This is a genomic window from Pedobacter yulinensis, from assembly GCF_003029735.1.
In the GTDB taxonomy this organism is placed as follows: Bacteria; Bacteroidota; Bacteroidia; order Sphingobacteriales; family Sphingobacteriaceae; genus Pedobacter; species Pedobacter yulinensis.
The window spans coordinates 814,968-832,167 of the sequence record NZ_KZ686269.1; the positions used below are offsets into that span (position 1 = coordinate 814,968).

Sequence of the window (17,200 nt, forward strand, 5' to 3'; positions counted from 1 at the left end):
GTCAGGCTAAAATTAGATCTATTGATGCACCCAATAAGATCACAATAAGCATGAAGGTGATCATGCCCAGCACGTAGGCGGCAAATGCTTTCAGGTAACTGGCTGCCTTCTTTTTGTCAAAGAATTGCCCGATGGCCCAGGTACAGTAGACAACACCCACAAAACTCCCGACCTGTGTCAGACCGATGTGTGTGAGGCCCTGGATGATGGCGAACAGTGCGGAAAACAACATGCCCATGCCCATGACGAAACAAAGCAGAATCAGGATCTCGAAAACATTGTAATCATACTTGCGGAAAAATAACCGGATCCACTGGGCTATAAACACGCCCATGATAATGTTCGAATAACCATAATGGTCCTGTACCCACTTCATGATGTGATCGGCAGCTGATGGTTTTGCTTCGCCGACTTGCATGGTACTGCTTTCGATATGAAAAAAATGGCTGACCAGGCTGTAAACAAGCGAGGTGACGATGATAAAAATGATCGGTTTAACCAGGCGGCTTCGGTTTTCAGAGATGAAACGTCTTACATTTTCTCCCGGTCTTGTGAGTAATTCTCTGATCGTGAAGAGAATTCCTTTTTCAAAGTGTAGTACATGCTCAATTTCATGAACAAGATAATGGCTGTTAATTCGCTTAACATGAGCAGGTTGTCCGCAGTTCGGGCAGTATGCGGTGTGTATTTCTGTGTCGCAGTTGGTGCAATTCATTTCAGAGCTGTTAACTGCGCCGAAACTAACAGTTCTGTTTAATATTTACAAGTAATATGCGCTGCATTTTCAGCCTGCATTGCGATTGCACAAAATGGAAATTTTGACATGCTTCTGTTCGAAGCTATCATGGTATTTCACCAGCGATCGGTATGTTTGCCGGAGCCACATTTGCAATTGGCAATGCGGCCCGACTTATTTTGTTTTTAGCAGCTATGAAGAAAATTGGATTCTTATCGTTTGGCCACTGGGCCAATCATCCCTCATACCGGGCGCGCACGGCAGCCGACACGCTATTGCAATCAATCGACCTGGCGGTAGCGGCTGAGGAAATTGGCCTGGACGGTGCCTATTTCAGGGTGCACCATTTCGCGGCACAGCTGGCTTCACCGTTTCCTTTGCTGGCTGCCGTTGGCGCGAAAACGAGCAGGATCGAGATCGGCACCGGGGTGATCGACATGCGTTATGAAAACCCGCTGTATATGGTTGAAGATGCCGGAGCGGCCGATCTGATCTCGGGCGGCAGGCTGCAGCTGGGTATCAGCAGGGGTTCGCCCGAGCAGGTCATTGAAGGATGGCGCTACTTTGGTTATGCACCGGAACCGGGAGAAAGCGATGCCGACATGGGCCGGAAGAAAGCACTCGAGTTTCTTGGGAAACTGGATGGAGCCGGATTTGCGCAGCCCAACCCGTACCCGATGTTCCCGAACCCGCCCGGTCTGCTCCGACTGGAGCCACATTCGGAAGGCCTGCGTGAACGCATCTGGTGGGGCGCCGCCTCGAACGCTACGGCAGTCTGGGCTGCTGAGAACGGCATGTACCTGCAGAGCTCTACCCTCAAATATGATGAAAGCGGGAAGCCATTTCATATCCAGCAGGCCGAGCAGATCCGCCTGTACAAAGAGGCCTGGAAAAAAGCCGGACATACCCGGGAGCCCCGTGTATCGGTAAGCCGATCGATCTTTGCGCTGGTGAACGACCAGGACCGCTACTATTTTGGCCAGGAAGCGGACCGGACAGATAAGATCGGTATGATCGAGGCCGACAAACGCGCCATATTTGGGAGAAGTTACGCTGCCGAACCCGACCAGCTGATCAGGGAACTCGCAGAAGATGAGGCAATAAAAGAAGCAGATACCCTCCTGCTGACCATACCCAATACCCTCGGCGTGGACTACAATGTGCACGTGTTGTCGTCCATACTGACGCACGTTGCCCCCGGACTGGGTTGGCGGTAAAGGCTGAGTTGAAATTAAAAAGGGCCCGGATTGTCCGGGCCCGGCTTTTAAAACATTCATTCAGACTGAACCAATTGGCTGGCGTGTCTTTATCCGCTCCCGAGGTATTTAACCCCGTTTCTGGTGGCAGCGACTAGTTTTGATCGTGACCACCAACAGGCATATAAAACGATGCTTCGCCGCTCCAGATCTCTTTTATCGCGTCGTTGCCTGTGCGTTTCCAGTTCACACCATTGTATTTACCGCCAACGTTGGCGACTTTCTCATACTTCCTGTCCCGCTTATTCTTGTTGATGCAGGATGTTTTTTTACTGCCATGATAACCAATATCTGGAATTGCCAATCCCTTAACTTCCTGTGTGGTAAAGATCAGCGCAGAAAAATCAGCATTTGACGGCCTCCGGGGTCCTGCTTCAATAATGCTTCGCAATGTAAACGTACATCAGTTAAACTGAGGGCACGGTTGCGGGCCATGTCGGCTTCGGCCGCCTATGATGCATTCATTTTCTGCAAAAGTCTCAATTGACCCCGCAGCTTGTCGTATCCGCATGCCCAAACATGAGAGGCGATGCTGCATTTTTGCACTACATCATTAGCTAATCCACATGGCAACTCAAATTTATTTAAACCTTCCGGTTGAAGACCTGGAACGCGCTGTCGCCTTTTTCACGAAACTAGGCTACAGCTTTAATCCGCAATTCACCGACGAAAAAGCGACCTGCATGGTCATCAGCGACACAATTTTCGTTATGCTGCTTAAAAGGGCATTTTTCCAGACCTTTACTGAAAAACAGATTGTCGACGCGCATAAAGCCGTAGAATGTTCCATCTGCCTGTCTGCAGACAGCAGGGAGGCCGTGAATGAAATGGTGGCAAAGGCAGAAGCGGCCGGCGCAACGATACCCAACCCGGCGAGCGATTATGGCTTTATGTACCAGCACAGTTTTGACGACCCTGACGGGCACCACTGGGAATACGTGTGGATGGATCCGAATGGGCCGCCGCAGGAGTCCTGATGCGTACAATTTTAAAGCCGGCCGGGTAAACCAGCCGGCTTTGAACAACCACAGCAGGTCCGCCCCGCTGTGGTACCTTTAACCTGTATGGCAGGCCGGGCAGCAATGCAAGCAGCCGTTTGCTGCCGGGTAAATCTGTTTGGCCGCTGCTACGGCGGCATAACAGTTTGAAAAACTGCCAAGATACCGCCGGTTCGCTGCCCCGGGCATGTACGTGCAGCGCTCCTCATGCACCTCATGATCGCCGTTGGGCTGGCGCTGGGCGTTTACGTAGTACTCCATAAAATGTGGTTTTAAATGAGCACACAAATTAGCTGTTGTAATACCGGCGGTTTTCCGGAAACCCGTAGCCCATTTACCAGGCTTTTTTTGCTGCTGACAAAAAAAGGCCGGACAGCCGGCGCATTTTTTTGTTGTCAATGCCCGGCTAATCTGCAATTACCCCAAATTCTGCACCCGATGCAAAATCGGCACCGTTTTGCGAGCCCAGGGCCGTAAAACGCAGGTAGCGCGCCTTTACCGGCTGGCTGAATCTGATGGTTTGCAATTTCGCTTCGTTGACAAAACTGCCGCTGGCAATGGCCTCAGACCAGCGTTTCCCGTCTGCACTGACCTGGATCTTGTATTCCTTAATGCGGCCATTTGGTCCGTCCTGCCTGGGCAGGTAGGTAAAGCCCCTAATGACTTTGTTCCCGCCCATGTCCAGGTCCACCCAATGCGGGTATTGCGCCACGGTAACCGAATACATGGTGTGCCAAATCGAGTTCGCATTGCCATCGACCAGCAATTTAGCCTCCTCTCCTGTCTCTTCGCTGGAAGCGAAAATGACGCTCAGCGGCACAGTTTCGATCTTCGGAAAACTGACCGAGGATGTCAGCCGGGTATTGTCTTTGTACCAGGCCCTTATGTCTCCGCCATTGCGAAACGGAAAAGGTTGACTGTAAATTTGCGGCTTGCTTTTTCCTGCCTGGTAAACAAGCACGGCATCCCGGCGATCGCTGGTGATGCTTACCTCGCCAAGCTTGTTCCTGACAACGGTGAGGGGCATCTCGCCGGAGGCTGAAACGTTTGCCTGCTGCCTGAAGTTGTTGTTGGCTACCGGCCGGATCATCAAACCAAACGATCGCGGTGCAGCTTTGACCCGGTCTTCTTCCAATGGCGGGCCTTGCCCGCAGCTGTTGCCGCCCAGACCCGTTACGGCGGCGTCCAGGTGCAGGTGCGTACCTGAACTTTTTGGCAGCTTGTGGGGGTGTGTAGCCAGCGTAAGTTCAAGTTCGCTCCAGGCCAGCGCCGATGCCGAAACCGGGCCTTTGGCCACAAATATGGCGCCGTTGCCCGTATTATCGGTCAGGGCTGCCCAGCGCACTTCTTCGTTGTTGCTCATGCTTTGCGGGTTGGCCCAGTTTACGAACTGCTTTTGAACGGTGCTTTCGTGCTGCTCAATGTTCTGTGCTGTCTTGCGGTCGGCGTAGTTGTTTACTGGTCCGCGGCCGTAATAGGTATACCGGCTCAGCTGCCCGGGAAGTTGCAGGGAATAACCCAGCCGGGCCAGGACAAAACCTTCATCGTTCGAGGTCACAGCCGACTCGAGTTCGACCGAACCGTCCTTGTACACGGTCCATACCTGGTTCGTGGTGAATTTGAAATCTGAGGAGCCAAAAGGCCGGTCGGTATGCTCCTCGATGGTGTATGTGCCTGAAGTGCCACCGCGAATGGTTGCCGGATTGGGTGCCTGCGACTCGACCAGGAAGGAAAGCACCACCGCGCCATCAGCCCGTTTGAACACCGAACCGGCCAGGGCCTTATGCCTGAGGTTGTGCAGGCCTTTGGCGATCCATTGCTGGTAAGCCCAATTGTCGTTATCGACCGGTGCCCGGTAGGCGTCCAGTTTGGGTCCTTCCCCATCCCGTATGATCGTTTCTCCCCTGTAATTCAGGCTGTGCAAGCTGCCGGTTTTTGTATCGAACTGTGCCTGGAAGCCATCGCCGCTAAGCAGCTTCAAATGTCCCTGGTCTGAGAGGCTAATCTCTTTACCCGTCGCAACTGCGGCAAGCCGGGGTTTCTGTTCAGCTTTTTTAAGCAGCAACTGCTCTTCCATCTGTACGTGCCCCCTGGCGGCCCAGAACCGGTCTTCCTTTAACACAAACTGTATTTTTAAAAAATATTCTGATTGCGGTTTCAAACGCGCAAAATCAAAGCCCCTAAGGGAATAAGTGGCCCGTTGTCTTGGTCCCAAAGGTTCTGCAGGACCCGAAAAGCTGGCCGACCTTTCGATTTCCTTCCCATCTTCATAGACCGCCCATTGCATTTCGTAATCGGCCAGCGAACTGAAGTAGTTTTTGTTAAATACCTCAATTTTGCCCTGCCGGATATCTGCCGCTTTTACACCGACATACTGATATACTTTTTTTACTTCATAGTATTGCGGCTTTTCGGTCATATCGGCAAAGATGAGCCCGTTGTTTACAAAAGTGCCGTCGTTTGGTTTGTCGCCAAAATTTCCACCATAAGCAAGGAACCGCTCGCCGGTCTGCTTGTCGTAGGTATACATGGACTGGTCGATCCAGTCCCAGATGGCCCCGCCCATAAAAAAATTGGTTGATTCGATGGCTTCCCAGTAGTCGATCAGGTTGCCCGCGGCATTGCCCATGGAATGGGCATATTCTGATATGTGAAAGGGATATTTCAGGTTGAATTTACCCGAAACTGCTGCCCTTACCCAGCTGATGGAAGGATACTGGTTGGAACCCATATCGACGATGTTGTTGTTGCGTTCGTATTGCACAGGCCGCGAAACATCGATCTTTTTGATGGCTTTATAGGCTTCGACAAAATTATTTCCCGGCCCCGCCTCATTACCCAGCGACCAGATCACGACCGAAGGGTGGTTGATATCTGCCTGCACCAGTTCCACGTTGCGGGCCACATGGGCGTCCCGCCACTCAGGGGGATGAGAAAGGGAAGCATCGCCGTAATAATACTCGTGGCTTTCGATGTTCGCTTCGTCTTCCAGGTAAATGCCATATTTATCGCAAAGGAAATACCAGTACGGATCGTCAGGATAGTGTGCCGTACGCACATGGTTGATGTTGGCTCGTTTCATCAGCCTGATCTCTTCTTCCATTTGCCGGCGTGTAACAACCTTGCCTTTTTCAGGATTGGTCTCATGCCGGTTCACGCCTTTCAGCTTGACCGTTTTCCCGTTGATGTAAAAATAACGCCCGGCCAGCCCGAACTCATCATCGGCAGCTTTCGTGTCCTTGATCTCAATCTTACGAAAACCCACGATGGTGGAGACCGTTTCTACGGTTCTGTTGCGCGCGTCTTTCAGCTCAGCAACCAGGGTATAGCGGTAAGGCTGCTCAGCCGACCAAAGCCGCGGCCCCTGCAATGTAACCTGGTCTTTAACCAGCTGACTCGACTGCGCTGCCACATTGTGTCTTGCAGAAGGGCTGAGAACTGCGGCGCCCACTTTTTCGGTAACATCGCTATATAGCTTATTTGCGAAAAGCGTGTATGCCACGGTGTAGCCTCTGGCTGCTTTAGAACCCAGGTTCCGGAGGTCTGCGGCAACGCGCAGCACGCCATCGCGGTAGGCATTGGTCAGGTCGGGAATAACAGCCAGGTCGCGGATATGCACCCTGGGTTTTGCAGTCAGCGAAACGGTGCGGAAAATACCCGGCAGGCGAAACATGTCCTGCGCCTCGATAAACGAAGCGTCAGAATTGCGGTATACAGCCACCGAAACCGTGTTGCTCCCCTTTTTATTCAGGTAAGGTGTGATGTTAAAAGAGGCCAGGTTGCGGGAATTTTTGGAAAACCCAACATACTGACCATTTATCCAGAGGTAAAAGAAGGAATCGACACCGTCAAAATTGATAAATATTTCGCGACCGCTCCAATTGCCCGGAACCTCGAAGCTGCGTTTGTACGAGCCGACCTCATTCCGGTAGGTGTACGCGGTCCAGTCCGGGCGCGGCGTACGCATCACACCCCCCTTCCAGTCGCCAGGTTTGACGCTGTGCTGGAAAATAACCTGCTGGTTTACGTAAATCGGAATCCCGTACTTCAGGGAACCGTCTTTCTGAATGCCATGAATGTTCCAGCTCATGGGCACCGGGACGTCATCCCAGTTTGATACATCGAAAGAATTTTCGAAAAAGTTTTTCGGACGCTCATCAGGATGTTTTACCCAGTTAAATTTCCAGGTACCATCCAGGTTTTCCAGTATGTGCTGTTTTCGGGCAGCACTTTCCGGGCCTCGGCAGCGTTTGCAAACGAAAAAAAACATGCCCTGGGAAGCTCTTTGTTCCAGGACAACTCGCCGGGAGATTCCCATTCCCTGCCTGTAGGGCCCTGCTTTTTCCCGAAGGCAAAACCACTCAGCGACCTCGTAAAAGGGTCGTCGGGTGCAGATTGGGCAACAGTGGCATACGGCAGAGATCCTGTGGCCATGGCCAACAGCAGAAAACGCATTAGAGAAAACTTCATGATGAAAGTGGCTTGGTCTGGCGGGCAAAAGTAACAGACCCTTTGAGACTGGCAAGCAGGGAAAACGATCCCGCAGGCAAATCTAGCACAGTCAAACGATTGCGCAGGCATGAATACCACAAAAATATTACACTCGGACCATGGGTTTTCTCATTCACTTTTTTTCTTCCCGCAACAGCTAAACCGGACACAACAGCCCGGAACCGGATGCTGCAAAGCACAGGGCTGAAAGCCCTGGTTGCTTTTTAACTCATTGCAGCGAGATCGGCGCCTTCCTTGTTGTACTTGTTCTTATATTCAAGCGGCGACATGCCTGTTATACGCCTGAACACTTCCCTGAAAGCCTTTACATCGGCATAACCGACCTCATACATGACTTCGCTGATCGTTTTACGGGTGCTTTCCAGGCTCTTTTTGGCCGATTCGACCTTTACCCGCTGTACATATTCGACCGGGGTGTTGCCGGTCGCCTTGATAAAACGCCGGTCAAAATTGCGCCTCCCCACGGCAAACCGAGTTGAAAGATCCTGCACAGAAATCTTTTCCCTGAAATGGTCTTCAATAAAGGCCTGTGCCTTCCGGATCACCTCGTCTCCGTGCGCTTTTTGCCCGGTAAAAATGGTAAAGGCCGATTGGTTTTGCCTGTCAATTTCGATCTGGTAGATCTTGGAACAATAGATGGCGGTTTCCCGGTTATAGTATTTTTCGACCAGGTACAGCACCAGGTTCAGAAAGGAATACCCGCCGCCGTTCGTATAAATGCCTTCGGCATCGGTAATCAGGCGCTCTGTTTTTACCAGCACCCTGGGGAAGAGGTTTTTCAGTTTGTCGACAGCATTCCAGTGAATGGAACAGCTTTTTCCATCGAGCAGGCCGGTCGATGCCAGCATTAGCCCGCCCGAGCACATGCTTGCTACTTCAGCACCCTTGTTGTACTGTTCCCTGATCCAGCCGGTCAGCTCAATGTTTCCGCCTTCCGGCCGCTCAAAATCCAGGCTGATGGCCGGGATCAGGATGAGGTTCGTTCCGGCAACCTGTGAAAGCCTGAACTCAGGCCTGATGCTCATGATATCCTGCTGGATGACAGCATTTTCAGATACACCGGCCAGGCAGACCGTAAAAACCGGATCCTTACCCTGGCCGACCCAATGCTGGTTGGCGCGGGTAAAAATATCGTAGGCCCCGATGATGCAGGCAAAAGTGTTTAGCGAGGTTTGTGCGTCGGGCACTAAAATGGTCAGGTGTTTCAAGCTGCAGTGAATTAGGATGTTGGATGACAGCCAAAAGTAAGAAACATGGCTGTCCATATCAACCCTCGATGTTGCTTGTTTTTCGAATTTGTTTTGTGCCTGTTTGCCGGCGGGCAACCGGGACACAATGAGCGTCTGTTATGGAAAGCCGTATTCTTTTTAGCATGATTTGAGGCGTTTTGCCCAAGAATCAAATTTAACATGGAAACGATCCATGCCATTAAACCCGGGCATAAGCCCGAAAAAGATGACGGCAAACCGGACCGCCGAAGACGCGTCAATCCGGAGACTGCCTTTTTACAGGGGTTAAGCTGCCTGTCTAGCCTCGAGCCGCCTTATAGATTGGCGACAGCAAAGTGGTTTCGCTGTCGCCGGTGGTTTATTGCCGGGAATGAAGACCGATTGTGTTGCCCTCTGTATCCATGACGAGCGACATGAAACCATACTCGCCGATGGCCATTTTTGATTGCAGAATTTTACCGCCGGCCGCTTCGACACGACCCTCTTCGGTCACACAATCGTCGGTTACGAAATAAATGACCGTGTTGTTTCCGGCCGCATGCTGTGCCGTTTTTTCGACGAGTGCACCCGAAATGTTCAGACCCTGTTCATCTGCAGGAAACATCGCCTGCCTGCCCCATTCGGGCGGCAGGTCAGACAGTTGAATCGAGAACACAGTTTCATAGAATCTTTTTGCCCGGGCCAGGTCAGCGACATAGAGGTCGAACCAGCCCACTGGATTTACATTTTTCATTGTTAAAAAATTAAGTTCGCCGGCAAAACTGCATGGTATTTCTGTGCTGAAATTGTAAAAACGGGACAGCGCTAAGATACCGTGTCAAAGATCAGCGACATCTTGAGGCGGTCGCCATAAAACTCTTTGGGCGTAAGTCCGGTAAACTCCCTGAAGTCTTTGATAAAGTGGGCCTGGTCGTAATATTCGTTTTGATAGGCCAATTGGGTCAGGCTGGGAACATCCTCAGTAAGCAATGTCTTCAAAGCAGCCTGAAGCCTGACCGTTTTCGAAAGCTGTTTCGGACTTAAGCCGATGGCTGCAGCAAATTTCCTGACAAGCTGCCTGCGGTGGGTGTGGGCCTGGCTGGAGAGCGCATTGACCGAAAGCTGGCCATTGGCGGTCAGTATAGTCTCGACCGCTGAGCGAATCAGGTGGTCAACTGTCCGCGTATCGGTTAAGCGGCCAAGCAGAAAGGGCTCGACCAGGTCAATCCGCTCTTCAGCAGTTTGGGCCGCCAGAATTCTGTGCTCAAGTTGCTGTCCCTGTTTCCCGAATAGCGTAAGCAGCGGAACCGCTGTGTTTTCCATGGCTTTGATCGGCATGGATGAGAATGGTAAAAACCCGTTCGGATGAAAGCACACAAAAAAGGTACCCGTCTTCCCTGTGGGCTGTACCAGGTATGGCTTGGTCAACTGCCCGATCACAAAACACCGCGGCAGCAGGACACTGTTGTGCGTATCGCTTAAATGCCGGTAAGGATCGCCATAGTGGAAAATCATCTTCATGCAGCCGTCTGGCACGATCGTATTTTTTTGTGGCGTCTGTTCTTTGCTGCTTTCCAGTACCCAGTAACATTTGACGAGCGCTGACAGATCACTGCCTGGCTCAATTATCCGGAAGTTCATGCCTGTTTAAGGGGTTATTTGAGGTGTAAAATAAGGTAAAAATATGTTTGTTGACGACCCTGTTGTGCAGGCCACCCGTTTCGGCCGGCATTCCAGCTGGCCGGGACAAGCTGTGCGTTGAATTTTGTCCATATCGGCCCCTTATGTTGTCCAGCTGCCGTCTGCCGGCCAGGCTTTGGCAACTGTAATTTAGCATGGCGATACACGCAGATCGTAATTACAATTAAAACAAACGATGAGAAACGAGGATTTCAGCACCACCATTACTGTAGCGGCTACGCCCGCGGAGGTTTTCCAGGCCATCAGCCATGTTCGCGGCTGGTGGTCAGAAAATGTTTCAGGCCATACCGACCGGGCCAATGGCGAATTTACATACCACTACCAGGACGTTCACCGCGCAAAGATGCAGATAACAACGTTTAAACCTGATCAGAGAATGGTCTGGCATGTTATCGACAATTATTTCAAGTTTACGACAGACGAAACGGAATGGACGGGAACCAATATCATTTTCGACATTTCAAAGCAGGACGACCGCACCGTGCTGCGTTTTACTCACGAAGGCCTGGTTCCGGCTTTCGAGTGTTTCCAGATCTGTCACGATGCCTGGACACATTACATCCAGGACAGCCTTAAAAACCTGATCGAAACAGGCAAAGGAAGCCCAACCCCGCTTGACACTGCGGACCCTGAACCGGCAACCCCGGCAGGGCATACGGGGTCTGCAAAAAGCATCTGCCACCGGCTGCTGATCGGGGTTCCCGTAGAAAAGGTATTTGCCGCGCTCAGCACGCAGGATGGCCTGGCCGGCTGGTGGACACCCGATACCATGGCGAAACCCCAAGTCGGAAGTATAGCCCGCTTTGTTTTTGACGATTACTTTAAAGAGATGGAAGTAGTTGAGCTAAAGCCCTACAGCAAGGTGAAATGGCACTGCCTGCAGGCCTATCATGAGTGGATTGGAACGACCGTTACCTTTGAAACCGTGCCTCATCAACAAGGCGCGATCCTTCTTTTTCGTCATGAAGGCTGGAAGGATTACAGCGATGAATTTGCTTCCTGTAGTTATGCCTGGGCTTTGTTCCTGGGCAGCTTGAAAGCCCTGTGCGAAACAGGCACCGGGACTCCCTATCCGGCAATCGGTTAGTTGCCGTACCTGCTGACGGACATCTTTTACGGGTTGTTTCTGGTCAGGGCCTGAACTTATTTACCCCGAACGCTGCTTACCGGTGGCCTGTCCTGCCGGCGTTTTGCCCAGTTTATGACCGGACACGGCATAATAGCCGATGGCCAGGTAACAGGGTACAGCCATCCAGTAGGCCTGCTGCGGGTCGATCTGATCTGCCAGGTAACCATACAACAGGGGAAGCAACGCCGCACCTGAAATGGCCATGACCAGCAGTGAAGAACCGGTCTTCGTAAACCTGCCAAGTCCTGCTATGGCCAGGGGCCAGATTGAAGGCCACATCAGCGAATTGGCCAGGCCAAGCAGGGCTACGAAAACAACCGAGCTGAGTCCGCCGGTGAAAACTGCCGCGACCGAAAAGACAACGCCGAGCACGGCCGAGATCTTGAGGGCACTTTCCTGGCTAAAGAACCGTGGAATGCAGATGATCCCGATCAGGTAACCGCCGAGCATGCTGATCAGTGTAAATGAGGTGAAAAACTTTGCCGTAGCAATCGGTATGCCCTGGAAAGCGCCGTAGCCGATGATGCTGTTGCCCGCAATGACCTCTACCCCCGTATACAGAAAAAGAATAAATACACCGAGCAGCAAATGCGGGAACTGGATGATCGAGGTTTTTGCCGCCAGCCGGTCCGAAGCCGGTTCTTCTTCGATATCCTCCTCATTCACTTCGGGCAAACCGGACAACCTGATGAGTATGGCCAGCAGGAATACGACCGCGGTAATGACCAGGTATGGCACGATGACCTTGTTTGCCAGGGCATCCAGTTCTGCCGTCTTCTGCACCGCATTCAGCGTCTTCAATCTGGCTGTCAGCGCATCTGCATCATTCAGAATCACGGCGCCAAGTATAACCGGCGCCAGGGCACCCGCCACCCCGTTGCAAATGCCCATAAAGCTGATTCGCCTGGCAGCGCTTTCTTTGGGGCCAAGTATGGCCACATAAGGATTGGACCCGGTTTGCAGGATGGTGAGACCGGCGCCCTGAACAAACAGCCCAAACAAAAATAGCGGGTAATACCGTGCCATTGCTGCGGGGATGAACAGCAGTGAACCGGCCGCGACGAGGAGCAGGCCAATAGCGAGCCCGTTTTTGAAGCCCGTTTTTTTCAGTATCCAGCCCGAAGGAATGCCCATCAGGAAATAAGAAATGTAAAAGGCGAAAGCCACGAGGTACGATTGGAAATTGTTGAGCTCGCAGGCCAGCTGCAGGTAAGGGATCAGTACCGAACTCAGCCAGGTAACAAAGCCAAAAATAAAAAATAGAATGCCGATAATGACGAGCGGGTTAAGTCCGGGTTTGTTTGCCATGCTTAATGGTTGTTGGCTTTGATCTGTTTGATGATGGTTTCAAATACATTCAGGGGAAAGACGGAAGGCTGTCCGTACCAGAAAAAGGAATCGTTGCCTTCGTAAACGCCGGCGCTAATGTGCCTGGATGTAGGCAGGTAACTCGAAACGTCGTTGCAATAGCCGGCAACGCTGACCAGTTTACCCGGCCACAACTGTTTTACGGCAAGGCTGTAAGAGGTTACGGTTTCACGCGAAATGCCGACAAGTTTCCAGTTGCCAATATTGAGCGTTTGCATGTACACGGGCATGGTGCGCGGCATGCGGCCCTGCTGGTCAAGCCTGGTCATCAGGTCGGACCAGCGAACATTTTTTTCCGCCGTCACGTCGCCGCGGCCATTGTCGTTCTCTTTCCGGAACGCGGCAATTTGTTCGCGGCTCCAGGGTTTTACAGGGAACTGGACGGAGTCGACGTGGAAATTGATCCCGCCGCTGATCTGCTGCATCGGCTGCCGCAAAATGGACCTGACGTTAGCCGCCAGGTCGGTACCCGTTTTAACATGGTCTGTACTGACCGGGTTGATGTCGCCGCCGCACCCCTGCAAAAACAGGGCATCGCCGATGCCGGCCTCCTGCTGCAGCAGCGCCCGGGTTATGCCGGGGTAATTTGCGCTGAGCGTAAAACCTTCCGCACCTTCATTTTTGAATACGGGATGACAGCCTGTTAAAAACACGAGCGATTTTGAATGGTCGCCGGTGCGTTCTACCTGCAGCACATCGAGGTCATTGTCATAAGGCGCATCGCTACCTGGCAGGGTGCGGTTATGTCCGATGTCAGTTTTACCCCTGCCGAAAGAGAGCCATGCAGGTTTCCTGTTTTTCAGCGCGAGTGCAATGGCTTTGAGTATGGCCGGGCGCACCACGCCGTTCAGGTAATTTGTGTCGGGCAGCTGGTGACTGCCCCATGTTGTCCAGTCCTGCGTAGCGGGCGCAAAGTGCGTATGCGAGGCATTGATCAGCAAAGCTTCCGGGTTCAGGCCGTGCCGGCGGTACGCCTCCTGTTTTATCGAATTTATGAAATCATGGTTAAAACCGCAAAGATCAGTTCCTACCATGACAATGGCCGATTTGCCCTGGCTAATGGCGAGTGCGCGGGCAGAAAGATCTGCCGAACTCTGGTGACCGGCACGGTAGACTTTGCCGTCTTTGCTCAAGCCATACAGCGTTGCGCTGTGGATCGTGATGGACTGTAAATGGACATCATACCCTGAACCGTTGAATGCAGCAAACCGAATCCATTCACCTTTCAGGTTGCCGGCATCCAGCCGGTACAGTTCATCATTTGCCGTCAGCGCAAGGAGCCTGTTTTTATAGGCAGTTACGCTGATCGTGCCGGTGGGAAAATGGTTCGCAAGGGCAACGGCCTTCCAGCGTTTTCCCGTTTTCCCGGACTTGAATTTGCTGAGTGGCAATGAGGCAGCTTTCCAGTCTATGCTGAACCGGCCACCCCTCGGGAAACCGTAGCCAGCAAGGGCCAGGGAAAAATCTGCTGGGCCTGGTTCCAGGCTGACCGTTGCGCTCCCGGCCTGATAAACCGCCTGTGTCTGTGCACGGCCGATTAGACCCTGCAACAGGCTGGATGAGATGAACAGGGTTAAAATAAACAGTTTGTTCATTGTGGTCATTTATGGGTTCCTGAACAGTGTGGTTGTGCCGGCGCTGCGTTTGCCTGAAGGTGTAACGACGACAGATTTCATTTGCCGCTTCTCCCCTTTTTTCAGGATCACGTCGAAGGGTTTTTCGTAGAGATAATCGGTTTCCCGGGCATCCTGGCCGTCAAAATTATAATAGATCTTGGCGCCGGAAACAGGTGGCCTGAGGCTGATCGTAAATTTACTGCCTTGCAGGGTGGTGTCACGCAGCCCGATTGGCCCTGGCACGCGGTACACAATGTCAGACTGATCAAGCTCGGCCAGGTGTTTTGGCAACCTGTGCTCGAAAAAATCGACCGAGTCTTTTCGTTCCGGAAATGTCCATGCAATTTCAGCGAGCGCCATCAGGCGCGGGTAAAGCATGTATTCCACCTTTCGGTGCGTGTCCATGTGTTCCGTCCAGATGGGTGCTTCTACGCCAATAATGTGTTTTTTCTGGTCTGCAGTCAGCTGCGCCGGCGTTGGGTCATAGGCATAAACGCGCTCTGCAGGGTTAAAACCCCAGCCAATGGCCAACGGTTCCCGGTCGCGGGGTCCCTGCAGAAAATCGAAATAAACATGCGACATCGGTGCCATGACGACATCATGGTTCTCCTGGGCAGCCTTGATCCCTTCATCAATGCTTCGCCAGGCCATAACAGTTGCATTCGGGGCCAGGCCGCCTTCACGAATCTCGTCCCAGCCGATGATCTGGCGGCCTTTGCCATTGACAAAGCGCTCGATGCGCTTCACAAAATAACTCTGCAGCTCGAATTCATTTTTCAGGCCTTCGGCCCGAATGCGCTGCTGGCAATATTTGCAGGCTTTCCACCGCTCTTTTGGGCATTCATCGCCGCCGATGTGGATGTACCTGGAGGGGAAAAGATCCATCACTTCGGTCAGCACATCCTGCAGGAAGTGAAAGGTCTGCTCCTTCCCTGCGCAATACACGTCTTCAAAAATGCCCCAGTTCTGCGCCACCTTGAACGGACCGGGCTTGTCGCCGCAGGCCATTTCAGGGTAGGCAGCCAAAGCCGCCAGCGAGTGGCCAGGCAGTTCGATCTCGGGGATAACCGTCACATTTCGCGCAGCGGCGTAGGCCACTACGTCCCTGATCTCGTCCTGCGAATAGAAGCCGCCGTAGGGCTGGTGATCCTGCCCGGTCAGCGAGTCTGTATAGTGGCTGATCTGTGTGCTTTCCCGGTACGCACCTATGCTGGTCAGCTTCGGGTATTTTTTGATCTCGATGCGCCAGCCATGGTCTTCTGTCAGGTGCCAGTGATAAACATTCATTTTATATTTCGCCAGCATATCGATCTGGCTTTTTATAAATGAAACCGGGTAAATATGGTAACCAACATCCTGCATAATGCCCCTGAACGCGTAACGCGGTCTGTCTGATATTTCTGCAGCGGCAACACGCAACTGCCCGCCGGTTTTGCTGCACATCTGCAGCAGCGTTTGCAGTCCGTAGAACAATCCGGCAGCGTCACCGCTGATGCGTATGCCGCCAGGTCCTGATTGCAGTGTATAGGCTTCGGGCCCCAGGCTGGCAGTTGTCGAAAAGGCCAGGGTATTGCCCTGAGCCTGACCCTGACCTTGCTTTAACTGCAGGGTCAGTCCATGGTTTTTCTGCAGGTAATCGTTCAGCTGGACCGCAGTTTTTTTTGCCGTCTCATCGCTGTACCATAACCTGGTCCGGCTGTCGATTCTGAAAAAACCGGCGGCCATCCTGACCTCGGCCGGCGCGGGAATGACCCCCAGCTTTTCTTTTTCCGACTGAGCCCGGAGGGCCAGGGGCACGCCCAGCAGCACGAGGAGTATGATCCTGAAAACATATGGCATACCCATGATTTAGATGTATTTGGGTGCAAAAGCTTCAAGCGCAGCTTTAACTGATCCGTGCTGGAGCAGCAGCGTTTTCGCCTCGGCGTAATTGCTTATTCCCGATTTGTTCATCAGCATCAGCACCGCGCGGTCTACGATCTTATCATTGATGAGCTTCACGTTGACCATGCTGTTGCCCTGCACGCGGCCCAGTCTGATCATGGTGGTGGTCGAAATCATGTCAAAGATCATTTTCTGGGCCGTTCCGCATTTCATGCGGGTGCTGCCGGTAATAAATTCCGGACCGGTAATGACTTCTACCGGGTAGTCGGCCTGGGCGGCGATAACCGAGTCAGGATTGCTGACAATACAGCCGGTGGTGATCTGATTTTCCCGGCATTTTTTTAATCCTTCCAGCACGAAAGGTGTACTTCCGCTTGCGGAGATACCTACCACAATATCAGCCGGCGAGATGTTTGCTTCAGTAAGTTTCGCCCAGGCCTCGTTCACATCATCTTCCTTTTCTTCCAGGGCCTCGACAAGGCGGTCGGCGCCGCCGGCCAGGATGGCGTTAACACGGCCTGGTTCTACGCCATAGGTCGTGGGCAGCTCGATCACATCGAGCACCGATAACCTGCCGCCGCTTCCGGCACCGATGTAAAACATCCGCCCGTGGGCAGATAATTTGCTGACAATCTGTGTAATCAGTGCATTGATCTGAGGTAACGCTTCTTTGATGGCGCCCGCAACCCTCGCGTCTTCCTGGTTTATGTAACGCGTAAGTTCTTCAACTGATTTTGTCTCCAGGTTATCGTATCGGGATGATTGTTCTGTAATTCTGGTCATTTAATGTTC

Annotated in this window: 15 protein-coding genes; 4 read left to right on the plus strand and 11 right to left on the minus strand. The window is 52.4% G+C overall.

All coding sequences use genetic code 11. The features are described 5' to 3' along the window. Position 1: 1 nt before the first annotated feature. On the minus strand, positions 2-715 hold the full coding sequence (locus C7T94_RS10895) for a DUF3667 domain-containing protein (RefSeq protein ID WP_107215368.1): 714 nt from the start codon (positions 713-715) through the stop codon (positions 2-4). A gap of 215 nt (positions 716-930) precedes the next feature. Here C7T94_RS10895 and C7T94_RS10900 point away from each other — a divergent pair, with 215 nt between their 5' ends. Further along, entirely contained in the window at positions 931-1,953 is a 1,023-nt protein-coding gene (locus C7T94_RS10900; RefSeq protein ID WP_107216067.1) for an LLM class flavin-dependent oxidoreductase, read from the plus strand. Positions 1,954-2,086: 133 nt separating this feature from the next. Here the strand turns inward: C7T94_RS10900 and C7T94_RS10905 are convergent, their stop codons facing one another. After that, complete coding sequence (locus tag C7T94_RS10905) at positions 2,087-2,383, minus strand: hypothetical protein (RefSeq protein ID WP_107215369.1); 297 nt, start codon at positions 2,381-2,383, stop codon at positions 2,087-2,089. Positions 2,384-2,558: 175 nt separating this feature from the next. Here C7T94_RS10905 and C7T94_RS10910 point away from each other — a divergent pair, with 175 nt between their 5' ends. Beyond that, on the plus strand, positions 2,559-2,969 hold the full coding sequence (locus C7T94_RS10910; protein ID WP_107215370.1) for a VOC family protein: 411 nt from the start codon (positions 2,559-2,561) through the stop codon (positions 2,967-2,969). Positions 2,970-3,047: 78 nt separating this feature from the next. On the opposite strand, the gene C7T94_RS10915 is transcribed toward C7T94_RS10910, so the two are convergent. Together C7T94_RS10915 and C7T94_RS10920 are read right to left on the minus strand one after the other, a co-directional pair. After that, on the minus strand, positions 3,048-3,251 hold the full coding sequence (locus C7T94_RS10915; RefSeq protein WP_107216068.1) for a hypothetical protein: 204 nt from the start codon (positions 3,249-3,251) through the stop codon (positions 3,048-3,050). A gap of 145 nt (positions 3,252-3,396) precedes the next feature. Next, positions 3,397-7,260 (minus strand): glycoside hydrolase family 2 TIM barrel-domain containing protein, encoded by a 3,864-nt coding sequence (locus C7T94_RS10920; protein ID WP_204353264.1) that lies wholly within the window; start codon positions 7,258-7,260, stop codon positions 3,397-3,399. Here C7T94_RS10920 and C7T94_RS19510 point away from each other — a divergent pair. After that, positions 7,153-7,494: a hypothetical protein gene (locus tag C7T94_RS19510; RefSeq protein WP_204353303.1), complete on the plus strand. Its 342-nt coding sequence runs from the start codon at positions 7,153-7,155 to the stop codon at positions 7,492-7,494. The genes C7T94_RS10920 and C7T94_RS19510 overlap by 108 nt on opposite strands. Positions 7,495-7,705: 211 nt before the next feature. Here C7T94_RS19510 and C7T94_RS10930 read toward each other — a convergent pair whose 3' ends face one another. From C7T94_RS10930 to C7T94_RS10945, 3 genes are all read right to left on the minus strand, one after another. Next, complete coding sequence (locus C7T94_RS10930) at positions 7,706-8,710, minus strand: GlxA family transcriptional regulator (protein WP_107216069.1); 1,005 nt, start codon at positions 8,708-8,710, stop codon at positions 7,706-7,708. 379 nt (positions 8,711-9,089) lie between these two features. Then, on the minus strand, positions 9,090-9,464 hold the full coding sequence (locus C7T94_RS10940; RefSeq protein ID WP_107215373.1) for a VOC family protein: 375 nt from the start codon (positions 9,462-9,464) through the stop codon (positions 9,090-9,092). Positions 9,465-9,535: 71 nt separating this feature from the next. Next, positions 9,536-10,351: a helix-turn-helix transcriptional regulator gene (locus C7T94_RS10945; RefSeq protein ID WP_107215374.1), complete on the minus strand. Its 816-nt coding sequence runs from the start codon at positions 10,349-10,351 to the stop codon at positions 9,536-9,538. Positions 10,352-10,586: 235 nt separating this feature from the next. Between C7T94_RS10945 and C7T94_RS10955 the strand changes: the two genes are divergently transcribed. Then, positions 10,587-11,498 carry an SRPBCC family protein gene (locus C7T94_RS10955; RefSeq protein ID WP_107215376.1) on the plus strand — a complete coding sequence of 304 codons (912 nt, stop codon included), beginning with the start codon at positions 10,587-10,589 and terminating at the stop codon, positions 11,496-11,498. Between the two features lie 60 nt (positions 11,499-11,558). Here C7T94_RS10955 and C7T94_RS10960 read toward each other — a convergent pair whose 3' ends face one another. From C7T94_RS10960 to C7T94_RS10975, 4 genes are read right to left on the minus strand one after another with little or no spacing between them, the layout of a single operon-like run. Beyond that, the gene (locus C7T94_RS10960) at positions 11,559-12,848 is read right to left on the minus strand and encodes a sugar MFS transporter (protein WP_107215377.1); all 1,290 of its coding nucleotides are present in this window, start codon (positions 12,846-12,848) and stop codon (positions 11,559-11,561) included. 2 nt (positions 12,849-12,850) lie between these two features. Continuing rightward, positions 12,851-14,503: a hypothetical protein gene (locus C7T94_RS10965; protein WP_162618654.1), complete on the minus strand. Its 1,653-nt coding sequence runs from the start codon at positions 14,501-14,503 to the stop codon at positions 12,851-12,853. A 9-nt stretch (positions 14,504-14,512) separates the two neighbouring features. Then, complete coding sequence (locus C7T94_RS10970; protein ID WP_239494993.1) at positions 14,513-16,369, minus strand: beta-N-acetylhexosaminidase; 1,857 nt, start codon at positions 16,367-16,369, stop codon at positions 14,513-14,515. Positions 16,370-16,372: 3 nt separating this feature from the next. Continuing rightward, positions 16,373-17,191: an N-acetylmuramic acid 6-phosphate etherase gene (locus C7T94_RS10975; protein ID WP_107215379.1), complete on the minus strand. Its 819-nt coding sequence runs from the start codon at positions 17,189-17,191 to the stop codon at positions 16,373-16,375. Between the last annotated feature and the right edge of the window lie 9 nt (positions 17,192-17,200).